This window comes from Dorea hominis (assembly GCF_014287705.1).
Lineage (GTDB): Bacteria > Bacillota > Clostridia > Lachnospirales > Lachnospiraceae > Dorea_D > Dorea_D hominis.
The window spans coordinates 61,823-79,403 of sequence record NZ_JACOOY010000004.1 but is presented as its reverse complement, the minus strand read 5'-3'; the positions used below and the strand labels follow the sequence as shown (position 1 = coordinate 79,403).

11 protein-coding genes are annotated in these 17,581 nt (G+C 39.8%); 10 read left to right on the top strand and 1 reads right to left on the bottom strand.

Translation table 11 applies throughout. The features are described from left to right. Positions 1-131 precede the first annotated feature (131 nt). From H8S07_RS04070 to H8S07_RS04060, 3 genes are all read left to right on the top strand, one after another. Positions 132-1,466, top strand: coding sequence for a DUF6273 domain-containing protein (locus H8S07_RS04070; RefSeq protein ID WP_158575498.1), 1,335 nt, complete (start codon positions 132-134; stop codon positions 1,464-1,466). Positions 1,467-1,561: 95 nt separating this feature from the next. Then, the gene (locus H8S07_RS04065; protein WP_186855475.1) at positions 1,562-3,061 is read left to right on the top strand and encodes a DUF6273 domain-containing protein; all 1,500 of its coding nucleotides are present in this window, start codon (positions 1,562-1,564) and stop codon (positions 3,059-3,061) included. Between the two features lie 182 nt (positions 3,062-3,243). Next, complete coding sequence (locus H8S07_RS04060; protein ID WP_186855474.1) at positions 3,244-6,357, top strand: CotH kinase family protein; 3,114 nt, start codon at positions 3,244-3,246, stop codon at positions 6,355-6,357. 181 nt (positions 6,358-6,538) lie between these two features. On the opposite strand, the gene H8S07_RS04055 is transcribed toward H8S07_RS04060, so the two are convergent. Then, a complete protein-coding gene (locus tag H8S07_RS04055; RefSeq protein WP_118288018.1) occupies positions 6,539-8,326 on the bottom strand; it encodes an aminopeptidase P family N-terminal domain-containing protein in 1,788 nt (595 codons plus the stop codon). Between the two features lie 337 nt (positions 8,327-8,663). Between H8S07_RS04055 and H8S07_RS04050 the strand changes: the two genes are divergently transcribed. From H8S07_RS04050 to H8S07_RS04020, 7 genes are all read left to right on the top strand, one after another. Continuing rightward, entirely contained in the window at positions 8,664-9,833 is a 1,170-nt protein-coding gene (locus H8S07_RS04050; protein WP_021860066.1) for a leucine-rich repeat protein, read from the top strand. A 74-nt stretch (positions 9,834-9,907) separates the two neighbouring features. Further along, on the top strand, positions 9,908-10,681 hold the full coding sequence (locus H8S07_RS04045) for a sugar phosphate isomerase/epimerase family protein (protein ID WP_118288017.1): 774 nt from the start codon (positions 9,908-9,910) through the stop codon (positions 10,679-10,681). Between the two features lie 308 nt (positions 10,682-10,989). After that, on the top strand, positions 10,990-12,378 hold the full coding sequence (melB, locus tag H8S07_RS04040; protein ID WP_118661056.1) for a melibiose:sodium transporter MelB: 1,389 nt from the start codon (positions 10,990-10,992) through the stop codon (positions 12,376-12,378). A 122-nt stretch (positions 12,379-12,500) separates the two neighbouring features. Then, the gene (locus tag H8S07_RS04035; RefSeq protein WP_186855473.1) at positions 12,501-14,099 is read left to right on the top strand and encodes a response regulator transcription factor; all 1,599 of its coding nucleotides are present in this window, start codon (positions 12,501-12,503) and stop codon (positions 14,097-14,099) included. Continuing rightward, positions 14,089-15,828 carry a cache domain-containing sensor histidine kinase gene (locus H8S07_RS04030; RefSeq protein ID WP_186855472.1) on the top strand — a complete coding sequence of 580 codons (1,740 nt, stop codon included), beginning with the start codon at positions 14,089-14,091 and terminating at the stop codon, positions 15,826-15,828. The genes H8S07_RS04035 and H8S07_RS04030 overlap by 11 nt, the downstream gene beginning before the upstream one ends. Next, positions 15,815-16,426 (top strand): hypothetical protein, encoded by a 612-nt coding sequence (locus H8S07_RS04025; RefSeq protein ID WP_117537059.1) that lies wholly within the window; start codon positions 15,815-15,817, stop codon positions 16,424-16,426. The genes H8S07_RS04030 and H8S07_RS04025 overlap by 14 nt, the downstream gene beginning before the upstream one ends. A gap of 9 nt (positions 16,427-16,435) precedes the next feature. Next, positions 16,436-17,437: a galactose ABC transporter substrate-binding protein gene (locus H8S07_RS04020; protein WP_186855471.1), complete on the top strand. Its 1,002-nt coding sequence runs from the start codon at positions 16,436-16,438 to the stop codon at positions 17,435-17,437. Positions 17,438-17,581 lie beyond the last annotated feature (144 nt).

The following is a 17,581-nucleotide window of genomic DNA, read 5'->3' as shown; positions in this document are numbered from 1 at the left end:
GGATATATACTTTTCTATCGATCGTGCTGATTTGTATATGTGGTCTAATTTTCCGGAAACCACAAACAGTATATGCGGAAACAATAAATGCGAAGAGGATAGCGGATATAAAAACAGGGGATCTTCTTTTTATGGGGAAAAATGCGGAAGGTTATACGGGATTACCTTGCTGGAGGGTGCTTGAAAAAGACAGTGACGGTAGTGTGCTCTTGTTATCTGAATATCTTTGGAAAGGGGACGGAACCGAAGCCGGAGAGCTGATTCATTTTAATACAGATGAAACAAAAGGAAATCTGTGGACGAAAAGTGAAGCAAAACAGTGGTGTGCAGATTTTGAGAATGCCGTGTTGGCAGACGTCGCTGGCTTAAAAATAAAAGAAACGACAAAATCAGACGCATTTTTTCAGTCTCCGGATATTGTGACAATACAATATTCAAAGCAGGAGAATTTGTTAAATAAAGATAAAGTATTTTTCTTATCGGCTGAAGAAGTGGCAAAATATATGCCGGAGAAAAATCAGCGAATTGCATACCTGCATGACGGGAAAAATGCAGGAAAGGCAGAGAGCTGGTGGCTCCGTTCACCGCGTGAAAACAGTAATGTGTGTGCGGGACGGGTTTTCAGCTATGGAGATCTGGGAAAGAATTTTGTGTATGAGATAAGTGCAGCAAGACCGGCATTCTGGGCGGACTTATCTTCGATCAAATCTATAACCGGAACAGAAAACAAAGGGAGGCAGATCTGGTTTATAGATGGTGCAGAAGATCCGCACAGCTATGCAGAGCCGGAGTATTATTGGTCAGATGATCAAAAAACATGTACCGCAGTGACGAGTTGCGTTATCTGTGGAAAAGAAATAACAGAAAATGTAGTTGGCGTGTCAGAGATTATAAAGAAAGCAACGGAGAAAACAGAAGGTGTATGTTCCTTAACCGCAACATTTACAAACAAAATATTCCAGACACAGGTGAAGCATATTCCGCTTGCAAAACAACCAGAAAAACCGACATCAAAACCGGAAAAGAAGATTGTGTCCGGAGCGAAATATACGGTAGCAGGTTCTGTATACAAAGTGCTTTCGCCAAAAGCAAAGACAGTTTCTGTCGTAAAAGCAAAGAATGTAAAGAGCTATATAATTTCTTCAACTGTCAAAATTGAAAGTAAAATATTTAAAGTCGTACAGGTTGAAGCAAACTCTCTGAAAGCAGCAAAAATTGATAACGTAACAGTTGGCAAGAATGTTAAGACATTGAAGAAAAATGCATTTGCGGGATCCAAGGTAATAAAGGTTGTTCTGAAGACAAAGAACTTAAAGAAATCTCAGATCAAAGGTTGCATGAGTGGCTCTAAAGTAAAAAAGGTTTATGTAAAAGTTGGAACAAAAGCACAGAATAAAAAAGTTCTAAAATCATATAAAAAATTTTTTCGGAAATCTGTAATTGGTCGTAAAGTAAAGATTGTATAGAAATACATAACATTTTACAGTAATGGGGAATATCAAGCACAGTAGGATAGTCTGTGTTAGATATAAACAATTTTCCAAGAGAGGAGAAAGAAAACATGAAAAGAAAAATTGTTACAAAGAAGGGCATTGCGCACACACTTTCGCTTGCAATGCTCACAACAACTATTCTTGGGGGATCTGTTCTGGGTATGGCAGGTGCACAAGAAGTTCAGGCAGCGGCACCTAGTGCGGAGATAAAGAAAGGCGATCACGTATCTATGGGAGTTGCTGATGATAGTTATGTAGGAACTCCAAGCTGGATTGTACTGGATACAGCAGATACAGACGGGGATGGAGCTGCCGACAAGGCATACCTTCTTTCAGAATATTTGTGGAAAGATAAAGAGGGATCAGATACTTTGATCTTTAATCAGATGGGGAAAGGAAATAAGTGGGATTCCAGTAATGTGAAAACATGGTGTGAAAATTTTTACAAAAATGTTTTAAAAGAATCCGATTTGGTAAAGGAAACAGATATTTCTGATGTGGCATATAAAGATGGAGCTTATAAAGAAGGAGAATCTAAAGCTAACAAAGTATTCTTTTTATCAGCAGAAGAAGCAGATAATGCAGAATATTTCAAAGATAATGCTGCAAGAATGGCATATTTTCCAGGAGAAAAATATGCCAATGCATGGTGGACACGCTCAACAGCAAAGATGGTAAACCGTGTCGGATCTGTCAGTGAAAGTGGAACACTTGGCAATGCGAATATCATGGACAATACAAAATGGGCTCGCCCTGCATTTTATATGGATCTGACAAAAGATATCTGCATATCAAAATCTGACAATGAAGACGTAACAACATGGAGCATTAATGTTGAAGATACCGGACATAAATATGGTGAACCGGAGTACAGCTGGTCAGAAGACAACAGTTCCTGTGAAGCATATACAATTTGTGAAAACTGCGGCAACAGAATTAATGAAAAAGGAACAGTTACTTCAGAAGTGACAAAGGAAGCAACAGAGCAGGAAGAAGGAAATACTGCTTATACAGCAACATTTACAAATGATAAGTTCCAGACACAGGTGAAGAATGTTCCAATCGAAAAATTACCGGCAAAACCAGAACCGACACCGGAACCAAAGCCAGAACCAAAGCCGGAGAAGAAGATTGTAGCAGGCGCAAAATATACAATTGCCGGTTCTGTATACAAAGTGCTTTCACCAAAGGCAAAGACAGTTTCTGTTGTAAAAGCAAAGAATATAAAGAGTTATACCATTTCTTCTACAATTAAAATTGCAGGTAAAACATTTAAAGTTACACAAGTTGAAGCAAAATCTCTGAAAGGCGCAAAAATCGCTAAAGTAACCGTCGGAAAAAATGTTAAAACACTGAAGAAAAATGCATTCGCAGGATCAAAAGCAACAAAAGTTGTTCTGAAGACAAAGAGTTTAAAGAAATCTCAGATCAAAGACTGTATGAAAAGCTCTAAAGTAAAAACAGTTTATGTAAAAGTCGGAACAAAAGAACAGAATAAGAAGATGGTGAAATCTTATAAGAAGATTTTCAAGAAATCAGTAGTAGGAAAGAGCGTTACAATCAAATAATGATTGTTAAAAAATAACAGAAATAATAAGGCGGACATTTCAGCAGAATGTCCGCTTTTCTTAAGATTTCTTGAATGCTTTCTTAAGATACTTTGAGGTGTATTGTTTTCGCTTTTTTGATGCAGTATTCTAAGTTCATAAATGAAAATACAATCCCGAACAAAGAGCGAGGAGGAGAAGCGATGAAAAAGAGCAACGCATTCGTGAAGAGGCTTATGGCAGCAACAATGGCAGCAGCATTGTGCGCGACTATGACGGAGCTTCCGGTGGCAGCACAGGCAGGACAGAATGAAAAAGGCATAGAAAGTAACGCGGGTAATGATGCGGCAGATGGCACAGTGTCTGATGCGGATACAGAATCGAAAGACGCATTTGACATACAGAATATTTCAGGTCTTTACAATGAACAGAAGATTACTTTGTCTAATCCGGAACAGGTAAAAGCCGCGTACAGCAGGGCAGCAGAAGGACTTCTTGTGTCCGGCAATTCGACGGATGTGGCAGACAACACATTTACATTTGCGGATGAATTTGATTTCTCCGGCGGAACGATCGGAAGAGTGGATGTTGATGCATTGTCAGTAAAAGGAACAAAAGCAAAACTGGAATTTTATCTGGATGACAACACAACTCCATTTGCAGAAGTAAAACCTGCAGAGCAGAAACGTGCAAAAAAATGGTACACCAAAATCGAGACAACAAGTGTATCCGAGCAGAAAATTACCGGAAAGCATAAAGTATCGTTTAAGATTGTTCCGGGTGAAAATGAGACAACAACCGGAATGGCACTGCGTGCGATTACATTTACGAAAAGTACGGTCCCGACCATATATTTTAATATCGATGAGACAAAAGGAAGCATTGATTCGATGAATGGCGACCAGCAGCATGATACAGAGTGCTACGGTGATATGAAGGTGGAGATCCCGAATGGATACACCTGCGAATATGCCAACGATAAAGGAAAGACGAACAATCTGAAGACTGAAACCTATTCAATGGAATATATCCGCGGACGTGGAAATTCCACATGGGGCACCGGGAAGAATCCATACAAGATCAAGCTGGATAAAAAAGCAAATCTGTTTAATATGGGTAAAAACAAGCACTGGGTTCTGTTAGCTGATTATTATGATCCGAGCCATATCCGTAATAAGATTACATACTGGATGGGTAAAAAACTTGGCATGGCTTACACACCGGAGTGTGTATATGTAGATGTTGTCATGAATGGACAATATTATGGAAGTTATCTGCTCTCTGAACAGGTACGCGTCGGAAACTCCCGTGTAGATATCGATGATCTGGAGGCAGATGACGAATCCAAAGCTGCAACAGATGAGCCGACGATCACAGGCGGATATCTGCTTTCAATGTCTCCATACAAAGATGAAGATGGAAAGATCATTCATACAAAACAAGGCACAGATTATCTGATCGAAAGACCTTCTTTCGAAGATTATGAAAATGAAGCGCAGTATAATTACATTTCTAAATATGTGCAGGATACAGAAGATGCGATATATGGAAAAGATTTCAAAAAGGACGGAAAATCTTACGCAGAATATATGGATGTCGATGCAGCGATTGATTATTACTGGATGCAGGAATTCAGTATGAACGGTGATGCGTTTGGCAGCACAAGTACTTATTTATACAAACCACGGAATGGCAAATTATTCTGGGGACCGCTTTGGGATTTCGATTATGTAGCGTGGGGCAATAATGAATACAATGAATATAACTGCGAAGGCTGGGCAATGAAGGAGAATGCCTGGTTTGGACGGTTATTTAGGGATAAAGATTTTGCTGATAAAATGATCGCGCGTTGGACAGAGATCCGCAAAGTGATGGAAGAAGCCAGCAAAGACGGCGGTCAGATCGATCAGTATGCAGAAAAAATCCGCAATTCTATGAAATATAATGCTTATCAGTATGGCGGCAACTATGATGTAGACGAAAAAGATAAAACTTTCCAGCAGAGTGTGGATCAGCTTAAAGGCTGGATTCAGGCGCGTATCAAATGGGTGAATGAAAATATAAATACCTTACAGACAAAATACCACCAGGTAAAATTCATGGATGGTAAAAAAGTTCTTTCCATACAGAATGTAGCAGATGGAGACAGTGCTGAGTTTCCTAAAATGGGAACAAAGAAAGGCTACGTTTTCAGTGGCTGGTACGCAAACGACGACGGAGAGACGTACCGCGTAGATAAGAAAATGGAAATTTACGATGATATGACAATCACAGCTAAATGGACACGTGCTGATAGAATAAAACCAGTCTCTAAGATTATACTTGGCTATGATAAGATCACACAAACGTATTTCCAGACAGATTCAGATTATTTAGATGATGATGAGACAGATACATTATCTATTCCATATTATGTAATCGGAGGAAGCGGTGAGAACGAGGAGCTTATATGGAAGTGCTCTAATTCAAAAGTCGGTAAAATTTCCGGGGATGGCGAGATACAGATTCTTGGTGTTGGGGATACGGTAGTTACAGCATCTACAAAAAACGGTAAAGTAAAAGCAAGCTGTAAAGTACATATTATAGAGCCGGTTGATGATGAGATATATTGTAACGGATTTGATCTGAACAAAACGGATGTGAAAATGAAAAAAGGTGGATATACGGTATTAAATGCAATTCCATATCCGGATGATATTACAGAGAGCTTTGACGTAGAATATTATTGTGACGATCCGGCAGTAGAGTTGGAAACATTTGGAAATAAATGTATCGTAAAAGGTGTTAGGGACGGTGAGGCACAGATTACAGTTGTTTCTACTATGCAGGAGAGCGGAACGGTTATCCGGGTTTGTAAAGTGAAGGTTGGAACTGCTACTCAGAAACAGGTGAAGCCGGGAATGAAAGTGGTATCCGGAGGAATCGCATACAAAGTCAGCAGCGTTACTGTAAAAGGCGGAACTGTGAAAGCAATCGGAATTTCAAATGCGAAGAAAACAAGCCTTAAGATTCCGTCAGCGATTAAGATCGCAAAGAAAAAATACACAGTTACAGCAGTAGCATCAAAAGCATTTAAATCCAACAAAAAACTGAAATCCGTTGTATTTGGTGCAAATGTGAAGCGGGTTGGAGAGAAAGCTTTTTATGGATGTAAGAATCTGCAATCTGTACAGTTTAAATCCGGAAAAGCGAAATTCGGAAAACAGGCATTTGCCAAAACGGATTCTAAAATGAAGCTGAAAGCGAAGAAAGCAGATCAGAAAACCTATCAGAAGCGCCTGAAAAAAGCAGGAGCGAAAAATGTGACTGTGAAGTAGTTGAAATATTGAAAGAGTGATGCCGGTGGTGGTGGATAACTTCCTGCTCAGGCACTATCATAAAAAATGCTGTCTCGTTATGATATATTCAGAAAATTGGGAACATATCATTAGAGACAGCATTTATGCGTGTTGCTATTAGTAGTTAGATTAAGTCATAGTGACTCAAGGTCTCATTACATTAGATGGCTCTTGTATACTCTTTCAACCATTCACGCTCATCGTTGTTCAGGTGCGGAGCAACAATCTCATAAACTTTCTTATGGTAGTCATTGAGCTGTTCTCTTTCCTGATCTGTCAGCATCTCAGGGATGATGGCATCCAGATCGATTGGAACGTAAGTGATTGGTTCAAAATATAAGAATTGACCATATTCGTTCTTCTCGCCTTCTCTTACAAGCAGTTCATTTTCAGTACGGACACCGTGGCTTCCTTCAATGTAAATACCCGGCTCGTCTGTGATTACAAGACCAGCCATCAGAGGTGCATGCTCTTTTTCACGGATTGCACAGCGGAATCCGCAGGATGCTTCGTGGATGTTCATTAGGTATCCGACATCATGTCCGGTTCCGTGGTTGAAGTTGATACCACGTCTCCAAGCAGGCATTCTTGCCAGAACATCCAGATTGTAACCGGTTGTTCCTTCCAGGAATACGGCATGTGCCAGATTGAAGTTACACTGAAGAACAGTTGTAAAATCTTCTTTCATACGTTGTGTCAGTTTACCAAATGCGAAAGTACGGCTGATATCTGTAGATCCTTCTAAATATCCGCCACCTGTATCTGTCAGGAATAATCCGTTCTCAGTAAGCGGGATATCTGTTTCCTGAGTCGGCTCATAATGCACGATCGCACCATGTTCGCCGGATGCGCAGATCGGCTCAAAACTCTGCCACAGATAACCTTCCTGCTCTTTACGGAAAGTTTCCAGTTTGGCAGCAGCGCTTAACTCTGTGATTTCAATCTTACCAATGTTAGTTTTCAGCCAGTACATGAACTTCGTCATGGCTACGGCATCTTTTTTATGTGCATTAATGATATTTTTGATCTCGACATCATTTTTCTTTGCTTTCATAGCAATTGTCGGATTTACCTGCTGTACAACTTTTGCTCCGTCCGGAATGTTGTTGAACAATGCATAGTTTAATCTGTTTGGATCAACAAGAACAGTAGAATCAGCGCTTAAGTTCTTGATATCCTCATAAATTGCATTGTACGGATGCAGTGTAATGTTATTCTTTGCAAGAGCCGCTTTCATATCATCATTCAGCTTGCGCTCGTCAATGTAAAGCTTCATCTCATCCATTGTTACAATGGCATAAGAAAGAAGCAGCGGGAAGAAATCTACGTCATCTCCACGCAGGTTTGTGATCCAGCATACATCATCAAGAGCTGCGATGATATGCACATCAGCGCCGGCTTTTTTCATAGCCTTGCGAACACGAGCAAGTTTGCTTTCTGTGCTCTCACCGGTGTATTCTTCGCCAAGAGCAAATGCCGGTTTTTCAGAAAGTGCCGGACGGTCTGTCCACACCTTATCTACCAGATCTTCAGAATAGTTGATCTTACCATTTTTAGCTGCAACGGCTGCTTCTAGTGCAGTACCTTCTTCGATAGCGATAACACGTCCGTCGAAGCCAAGTGTTCCATTCTCCGGAAGTACCGAAGCGATAAATTCTTCTTCTGTCGGTACACCAGGCTCGCCCATTTTATAAAGCTTCACACCTGTGCCGTTTAACTGCTGCTCAGCCTGCAGGAAATATCTTCCGTCAGTCCACAGACCAGCCTGGTCTTTTGTGAAAATGGCAGTTCCGGCAGAGCCAGTGAAACCTGTCATGTATTCCCTTACTTTAAAATGATCGCCCACATATTCGCTCTGATGAAAATCATCGGTTGGAATCATGTAAACGTCGTAACCACGTTCTTCCATTAATTTGCGAAGAGCGGAGATTCTTTCTGGTATTGTCATAATAAAAACCTCCTTCATTTTTCTTATATAGAAATACCTTCCAAACAAAGATTGTAGCACAATCGTTAATAAATGAACAGGAAGAATATTGTCAAATTTTTGTGATCGCGTTAAGTTATATAAAAAAATTCCATCCGCTGCATACCTAATCACAGGGCTGAAAAAAGGCAAGACTTATTATGTAAAAGTCCGCACTTACAAGACTGTTAAAGGTAAGAAATATTACTCTGGAGGTTTTTATGACCTTTGGATAGTTGTATGAATGAGAGATATCCTTTATACTTATTGTAGATAATATACTAGGGGAGTAGAAGCAATCAACAGAAAGGAGACGCGTATGAAAAAGAAACATTGGAAACAACATGTAACTACAGTTATACTTTCTGCAACATTGTTCCTTGTATTGATATTCATGTCAGGAAAATTGGGGATGGTTGCATATGCATCAGACAAAATAAGTGGAGAAGTTGGAACATTAAAATGGTATTTGGAAGAACAAAAGGATGTAGTCGATGAAAAGGAACAGGTGGAGACTGCGCTTGTGATTTCCGGGAAAGGAGAGATTCCAGATTATAAAAATCCGGAAGACAGACCGTGGAATGGAATTGCGGATCAGATTGAGAAAGTGGAAATCAAATCAGTGAAAGGAAAGGATAATATAACAAAGATTGGAGCAAGAGCTTTTGAAAATTTGCCAAATTTAAGTCGGGTATGGATTCCATCATCTGTAAGAATAATTGAAAAATATGCATTTAAAAACTGCCCAAAACTGGATTTTGTAACCATCATGTCTTCTACGGGTGTGGATGAAGAAGCTTTTGATCCGGACGTAATACAGGATGTCATTTGCGATCATATGTATATGGGAAGAGTTTATGTTGCGGATGATATTGTAATGGCTACACTGAAAAAGGATGGAAAATGTAGTTATGAAATTTATTGCAGTGGTTGTGGAGATTACGTAGACAGTGCAGGAGATCAGAAAATTCCGTTTATAAAATCCATATATTTACAAAAGAAAAATTATGTGTATACCGGTAAAAAGATTACACCGGAAGTTATCGTAAAAGACAGAAAGAGAAAAGTACTTGAGAAAGACAGCGACTATAAATTAAAATATTCTGCAGGAAGACAGTATGTTGGTACTTATACGGTAAAAGTGAATGGATATAATAAGTACAGATTCACGAAGAAACTGTCCTTTATCATTAAGCCGCAAGGTACAAAGATTGTGAAAATATCTGCCGGAAAGAAAGCATTTACAGTGAAAGTGCAGAAACAAAGTATACAGACAACAGGGTATGAGATTGCATATAGCACAAATAAGAATTTCGCAAAAGGCACGGAGAAGAAACTGGTGATACCGAGTAATAAGACAACAAAAAAGAAAATTACCGGATTAAAAAAAGGCAGAAAATATTATGTGAAAGCCTGTACTTATAAAACAGTCAAAGGGAAAAAATATCATTCCAGATGGAGTGAAGTGAAAACTGTGAGAGTAAAATAACACTGCGAAATAATCAGCCGGGATCATAATAGCCGGGACTTTTCAAAAAATTATAACAGAAGAAAGGATTAACTATGGTATACGCAAGTCACCTGATCGCAGATAATGAGATGCAAGAAATAATAGAACAGACAGGAATGGGCGTGGAGAGTATCGATTTTTCCATTGCAGATGTTCTGGATCACTGGGAAGAACATTTGCCGGAATATAAAGAGAGGCTTCACGTAATGGAAGCCGCACATCTTACGCTGCATGGTCCGTTTCTGGATCTGAATCCGGCGGCGTATGACAGTCAGATTCGTCAGGTGACAAGACTTCGCTTCGATCAGTCCTATGAAGCAGCAAGAGAACTGGGCGTAGAAAAGATTATATATCATAGTTGTTATTATCCACAGGTTTATTTTCTGGAAGGATGGGCAGAGCGTGTTGCAGAATTTATGAACCAGTTTCTGGAAGGACGTTCAGACATAGAAGTTGCATTGGAAAATGTATTAGATCCAAAATGGGAGTCGTTAAAAGTGGTTGCAGATCAGGTAGAGGCAGATAATTTTGGCTTGTGTCTGGATATCGGACATGCTAACTGCTATTCAGCTCAGCCGGTAGAAGAATGGGCGCAGGGATTAAATCCTTATCTTACGCACATTCATGTACATGATAATCATGGTGATAGAGATGCGCATCTTGCACTCGGAGACGGTAATCTGAAGTGGAAGAAAATTCAGGAGATATTTATGCAGGAAGAAAAAAGGCGCAGAGAAACCGGTTGCAAGAAAGAGCTGACATATACAATCGAATGTGCGAAGAAGGAGTGGATTTTGCAATCTTGGGAAAAACTCTCATGTATGTAAAAATATTTATCGATTTAAAGGGAGATGCGAAAAAACTCAATCGAGTTTTTTTACATCCCCTTTCGATTGCCATAATTCAATAAAGACTTTGTGCCGTAGATATAAGTTTGCGGAAAACAGACCGTTTTCCCAGCTTCGCTTGAAGGCATTGTAGCATACCGGGTTTCATGTGGCAAGAACGAGGAAAAATAGAAATTCATATTTTTTGAGTAGAATATCAAATGTTCATATTTCCTTTCGAATGTTAAACTTTAGTCACATTAAAGATAAGTGCATGTAAAGAAAAGCACAAGAAGGAGATAAAGGGAATGGAGAACAACAACAGTAAAAGTAGTGTAGTTTACCAGGGTAAGATTCCTGGAAGAGTAAAATACTCCTTTGCGTTTGGGGCATTGGGTAAGGATTTGATTTATGGAATGATCGCAACATTTTCCATGATCTATTTTACAGATATTATTAAAGTAGCACCGGCATTCATCGGAACTATGTTTTTTGTAGCAAAGATCTGGGATGCGTTTAACGACTTATTCATGGGAATGATCGTTGATAACACAAGAAGCCGTTTCGGTAAATTCGTACCGTGGCTTGTAATCGGAACTCTGATCAATGCATTCGTATTTGTAATCGTATTTACAGACTTCCATTTATCAGGTGTAAGCCTTTGCGTATTCGCATCCGTTATTTACGTTCTGTGGGGAATGACTTATACAATCATGGATATTCCATACTGGTCAGTTATTCCGAACCTGACTTCTGATCCGCAGGAACGTGAGAAAGTATCCGTATTACCACGTATTTTCGCAAGTATCGGTCAGTCACTGATCATCGCAGGATTTGGTGTACAGATCATCAAAGGCCTTGGTGGAGATTACACAGGATACCACAGATTTGCATTAATCATTGCAGCAACATTTATCTTTACAATGGCAGTATGTGTACTGAATCTTCCAAAGATCCAGCATGATGTCGATAAGAAAGATAAGATGAAATTCAAAGATATTTTCACAGTCATTAAGAAAAATGACCAGTTAAGATGGGCAGTTCTCCTGATCCTCTTATATAACGTAGCAATTCAGGCTATCATGGGAGTTGCAACATACTATTTCAGTTATGTATGTAACGATGCAGGAATGTTATCTGCATTTATGATCAGTGCATCTGTTGCTGAGGTAGTAGGTCTTCTGATCTTCCCGAAAGTTACAAAAATTTTATCCAGAAAGAAAGCATTCTTAATGGCATGTGTACTTCCGCCGATCGGATTAATTCTTCTGTTAGTTGTTGGCTTTGTATGCCCGACAAATATTCCACTGACTGCAATCGCAGGTGTAATTGTTAAGACAGGAACCGGTCTGGAACTTGGATGTGCAACTGTATTCCTTGCTGACGTCGTAGATTATGGCGAGTATGTGCTCGGAAACAGAAATGAAGGAGTTGTATTCTCCCTGCAGACATTGATCGTTAAGCTGACGGCTGCATTTACATCACTGGCAATTGGATTTGTTCTGGAACTTACAGGATATGTTCCGAATGCTGTTCAGTCATTTGCAACACAGAATTCCATCCGTATTTTAATGTGTGTTGTACCGACTATTGGAGTTATTCTTGCATATGTTGTATTTAAGAGTAAATACAAATTAAGTGATGAATTTATGAAAAAAGTCGTAGCAAAGATCACTGGTTCTGTGGTTGAAGAATAGATAAAATAATCATAGTGAACAAATAAGACAAGTCGATTTTAGAGGGATAAAATCGGCTTGTCTTGTGTTATAATATGAGGAAAAGCCATTGGTTATATAAGATGAATATGAGGAGTGTGACAATGAGGACATTTCAAATTATTTTAGCAGATGATGAACAGCAGATCCTTCATGGAATGGAAAGAGGTATTGACTGGGAGGGACTTGGATTTTCAGTTGCGGGAACGGCACAGAACGGAAAAGAAGCGCTGGAACTCATGGAAGAATATCATCCGGATCTGGTGATCAGTGATATCAAGATGCCGTTTATGGATGGTCTGGAACTGGCGAAGAACATACATGAAAATTACATGAATACGAAGATCATTCTATTTTCCGGATGGGATGATTTTGAATATGCCCGCCTTGCAATTAGCTATGGCGTGTCGGAATATATTATGAAGCCGATCAACTATGATGAGATGCGAAAGCTTCTGACAGATATGCATGAAGAACTGGACAGGGAATACGATGAGAAAATAAACCGCGCCCGGCTGGAACATGCCTATGCAGAGAGTCTCCCACTTTTAAGGCAGCAGTTTTTCACCCGTCTTGTTACCGAGCCAATGGATGTAAAAGAGCGGGAACAACAGATCAAAAGTTTAAAGCTTGATTTTTCAGATTTTGTTTATTCAGTAGTAGCAGTCAAAGTGCAAAAAGGCGAGGAAAAGGATATCTTAAGTGAACTGTCGATCAAAGAGACATTAAAGGAAGCGCTGGAAAAGATTGCAAATGTGTATGAATTTGGTATGAGTGATAAAGAAATATTTATCCTTGGCAGTAACAAAAAACACGATATCGGGAAAATCACCCGGACGATCGACGAGACGGCTGTGCTGATCGAGCGTATTTTTGGCAGCAGGATTTCCTGTGGGATCAGTGGAAATGCAGAACGCTTGAAAGATATGCCGGTGTTATACGAACAGGCGGTGGGGGCGCTGGATTATAACCTCGTTCTTCCGGAAGAAAGTTATACTTATTACAATGATATTATGCCTCTTCAGGAAGTGGAAGATGACTGGAACACACAGGTAGAAATGATTGGAAAAAGCATTACACACTGTTCGGAAGAAGAACTGAAAAATCAGGTGGGAGAATTACTTGCATGGCTGCATAAGGGGCATTATAACCTGAATGAATATCAGATTGTCATTCTGGAGATATCCTTTTCATTTGCAAGATTTTATAAGAAATATCAAATCACATCCGATACAGAATTTGCCGGTTCCAAGAAGATGGCAGTGAAGATCCTTTCCTTAAGTACAGGAGAAGAACTGGATCACTGGCTGATGAATTACTGTCAGCTCATCCGTTCGCTGATCCAGAAAAAGCAGATAGATAATAATGTAATTCTGGCGGAAAATGCGAGAAAGATTGTAGAAGAGAATTTCCAGAATCCGGATCTCAGCGTAGAATCCGTATGCGACGAACTGCATGTCAGCACATCCTATTTTTCAAAAATATTCAAGCAGGAGACGGGCGGCACATTTTTGAATTATTTGATCAGCCGCAGAATGGAAGAAGCGAAGAAACTGCTTTTGCAGACGGATTATAAGAGCCATGCGATCGGTGCAATGGTAGGTTATCCGGAGCCGAATTATTTCAGCTATGTATTTAAGAAAAACTGCGGTATGTCACCGGTGAAGTACAGGAAACTGGAAGGAGCGGAACATGAAAAATAGAAAAATAAGCATCCGACTTGTATTTCCGGTTGTGATGTCGGCATCTATTGCAGTTTGTATTATTAGTTGCATGCTGTTATTTTCCTATTATTTTTCTACATATTTTCAGAAAGATGCGATTGAGAAAATAGGAAAACAAAAAAATGCACTGGCACAGAGCCTGGAAAAAGAAATTGACAACATGAATGATCTGACAAATTCTATATATTATCAGGAGATCAAGGAATATGATGTGGGTGGCAGATTGTTCAGTGAAGAAATGCAGCATCGTATCAACCGGGAAACAGACACGATTTATGCGGCAGCATTGTATGATGCAAACGGCAGAGATTTATGGCATTCAGAGAATCTGGAAAATATGCAGAAAGAAGAGATTCGCGAAACGACATGGTTCCGTCAGGCGAAAGAAAACATAGAGACGATAAATTATGGACAGAAGAAATTACTGCTGAATGGAGAGTCCTGCTATATTTACGAAATCAGCCGCTATGTAGAATATATCGATCATGGAAGTATGAAATCAGGAGTTCTTCTGCTGGATTATTATACGGATTCGATGGATTCTGTTTTGCAGCATTATAAAAATCAGAAGTCCGCATATTGTTATCTTTTAGATGCAGATAACCAATTATTATATCACCCATTTGAAAAACAGATTGTTTCCGGCCTGTATAAGGAGAAGACGATAAAGGAGGCACTTGCGAGTAAAAATTACAAAATATACAGGGCAGACGGAGAAAGATGGATGCTCATGCGGCAGCAGATCGGTTATACCGGCTGGAATGTTGTGCTTGTAAGTTCCATGTCCAGTCTGGATCTGGAAACCCGGAATCTCTATTCCGTGGCATGGTTTACACTTTTGCTCGTTGGTGTGATTCTGATCTTCCTTGATATTCTGCTTTTTCGCAGTTTTACGAATCCGGTTTACCGTCTGCTTCGGACGATGCAGGAATTTGGAAAAGGAAATTATGAAGTAAAAGCAGAAGAAGAAGGAATCGGTGAGCTGAAAAATTTAAGTGCACATTTCAATATTATGGCCGATAAATTACAGAAGCAGATGGAAGAAATCCGTGAGAATGAAAGAGAGAAGCAGAAGATGGAGAAGAAGCTTCTGCAGTCCCAGATCAACCCGCATTTCTTATATAATACATTAGATTCGATTATCTGGATGATCCGCAGTGAAGAATATGAAGGTGCCGGCGAGATGGTTTCATTGCTTGCAAAATTTTTCCGGACTTCCTTAAGCCAGGGAAAAGATATGATCCCTCTGGAAAAGGAATTGGAGCATGCGACCAGCTATCTCGCAATCCAAAATATCCGCTTCAAGGATAAATTTGAATTTAAAGTAAAAGCAGATCCGGCGTTATTGAAATACCTTTGTCCGAAGTTATCGATACAGCCACTTCTGGAAAATGCAATCTATCACGGAATGGAAGGCATGTATGAGGACGGCGAGATTGAGATCCACATTTATGACAAGGACGGAAATATAGGAATAGATGTAGCAGACAATGGTCTTGGAATGACGCAGGAAAAAATAGATTATATTATGCACAATAAAGTGGTATCCAGCAAGCGTGGATCCGGAATCGGTGTGCGGAATGTAAATGAGCGGATCCAGCTGATCTATGGTGAGGAATATGGAATCACGATCACGAGTGAGCTGGACGAAGGAACAACTGCGACAATTACAATTCCGAAGATGGAGGAAACGGATGAGACAGAGTAGAAAAAAACATGCAGTTCTGATACTGCTGCTTCTGCTTATCGCACTGGTATCAACCGGGCTTATGACGAAGCACAGCAAAATAGAAAAAAGAAGCAGGATGACAGTTGTTTTTCCGAAAAATGAACCGGAAGATCTGTCGGCATTACAGGATGGAATCCGCGATTATGCATACGATCATCAGGTGAAATTAGATGTCTGGTACAAAGAACAGATGTCAGCAGAAGAACTGAAAAAGCTGATAAAAGAAGAAAAGAAAAATAATTCAAAAGGTGTCGTGCTTGTCTATCCGGAAAACTATCTGGAGAAACAAGCAGATGGCTATGTTTATAAGGATGTTCTTGCTGTGACAGATAGAATGCAAAAAGAATTTAAGTATTACGCTTCCTTTGCAGAGAGTAAAGAAAAAGCGTACCGGCTTCCGGTAAAGACATCGGTTCTGGAGCAGGTAAAAAACGGGAAGAAAAAGGAGATCCTGCTGGAAAATACATATAAACTCGGATACGAAAGCATGAAGATGAAAACGATCACTCTGAAGCCGGTAAAGCTTGACAGAGAGACGATGGAAAGCGGTAAATATGATGCATTATTTGCCGGATAAGGAGCAAAAATGAAATCAAAAATGGATAAATACAATCTGATACTAGTGGGACTTTTCATGTTCCTGGTCATTCTTACTATCCTATGGAAAATGCCGCAAAAGGAAGACCGGTACGTGCATGTAGGAATTGCAGCGTATGATCTGGATGATACTTTTATGGAGAGTTATATAAAGGATCTGCAGGATAAGATGGAACAGATGAAAATAGAAGGAAAGAAAGTTTCCTACGAGATTTACGATGCAAAAGGAAGCAGCCGGAAGCAGGAAAAGCAGCTACAGCGCATGTATGCACAGAAGTATGATGTAATTCTTGTCAATCTGGTAGAGCCGTCTTCTGCGGCAAGCATGATCAATGATGCGGAAGATGCAGACATTCCGGTCATATTATTTAACCGTGAAGCAGATGATAAGGATCTGAAAATTGTAAAAAAAGTCTGGTATGTAGGAACAGATGCAAAAGCAGCCGGAGCCATGCAGGGAGAAATGTTAAAGAAAATCTGGGAGGAACAGAAAGGAAAGATTGATCGGAACAAAAACGGGAAATTGGACTATGTGCTTGTAGAAGGAGAGGAAACACATTTTGATGCCATTCGCCGGACAAATGGATTTCTTGAGTCGAGCGAAGATATGCCTATGAATCAGAGAGCAAATCTGTCAGCGGACTGGAAGAGAGAACTGGCGACAACAAAATTTGCAAAACTGGATAAAGAAATAATTAACAACGCGGAAGCTGTTATATGCAACAATGATGATATGGCACTGGGCGTCTACGATTATTATAAAAAACATCATTTGCAGATGCCGGTAATCCTTGGAATTAACAATAGCCCGGAAATGAATCGGAAGATCATGACAGGAGAGATCTACGGTACGGTTGACAACAAGATGGAAGACCAGGTTGAACATATTTGTCAGCTGATGAAGGCGATTTTAAAAGAGAATACTAAAAAATATAAGAAAGTCTGGTACAGCACACCTCATGCAATCACGAGGACGAGCCGCAGAGAATAAAAGGCTTAAGATTATAAGCTGAAAGTAAGTATAAAAATAAGCATGAAAAAAGGACCATGCAGTCCGCAGGTCCTTTTTTAGTGACGGTACATTGCTGCGAGATATAAATAATTAGCACCATAGAAATCCATAACCTCGTGCAAG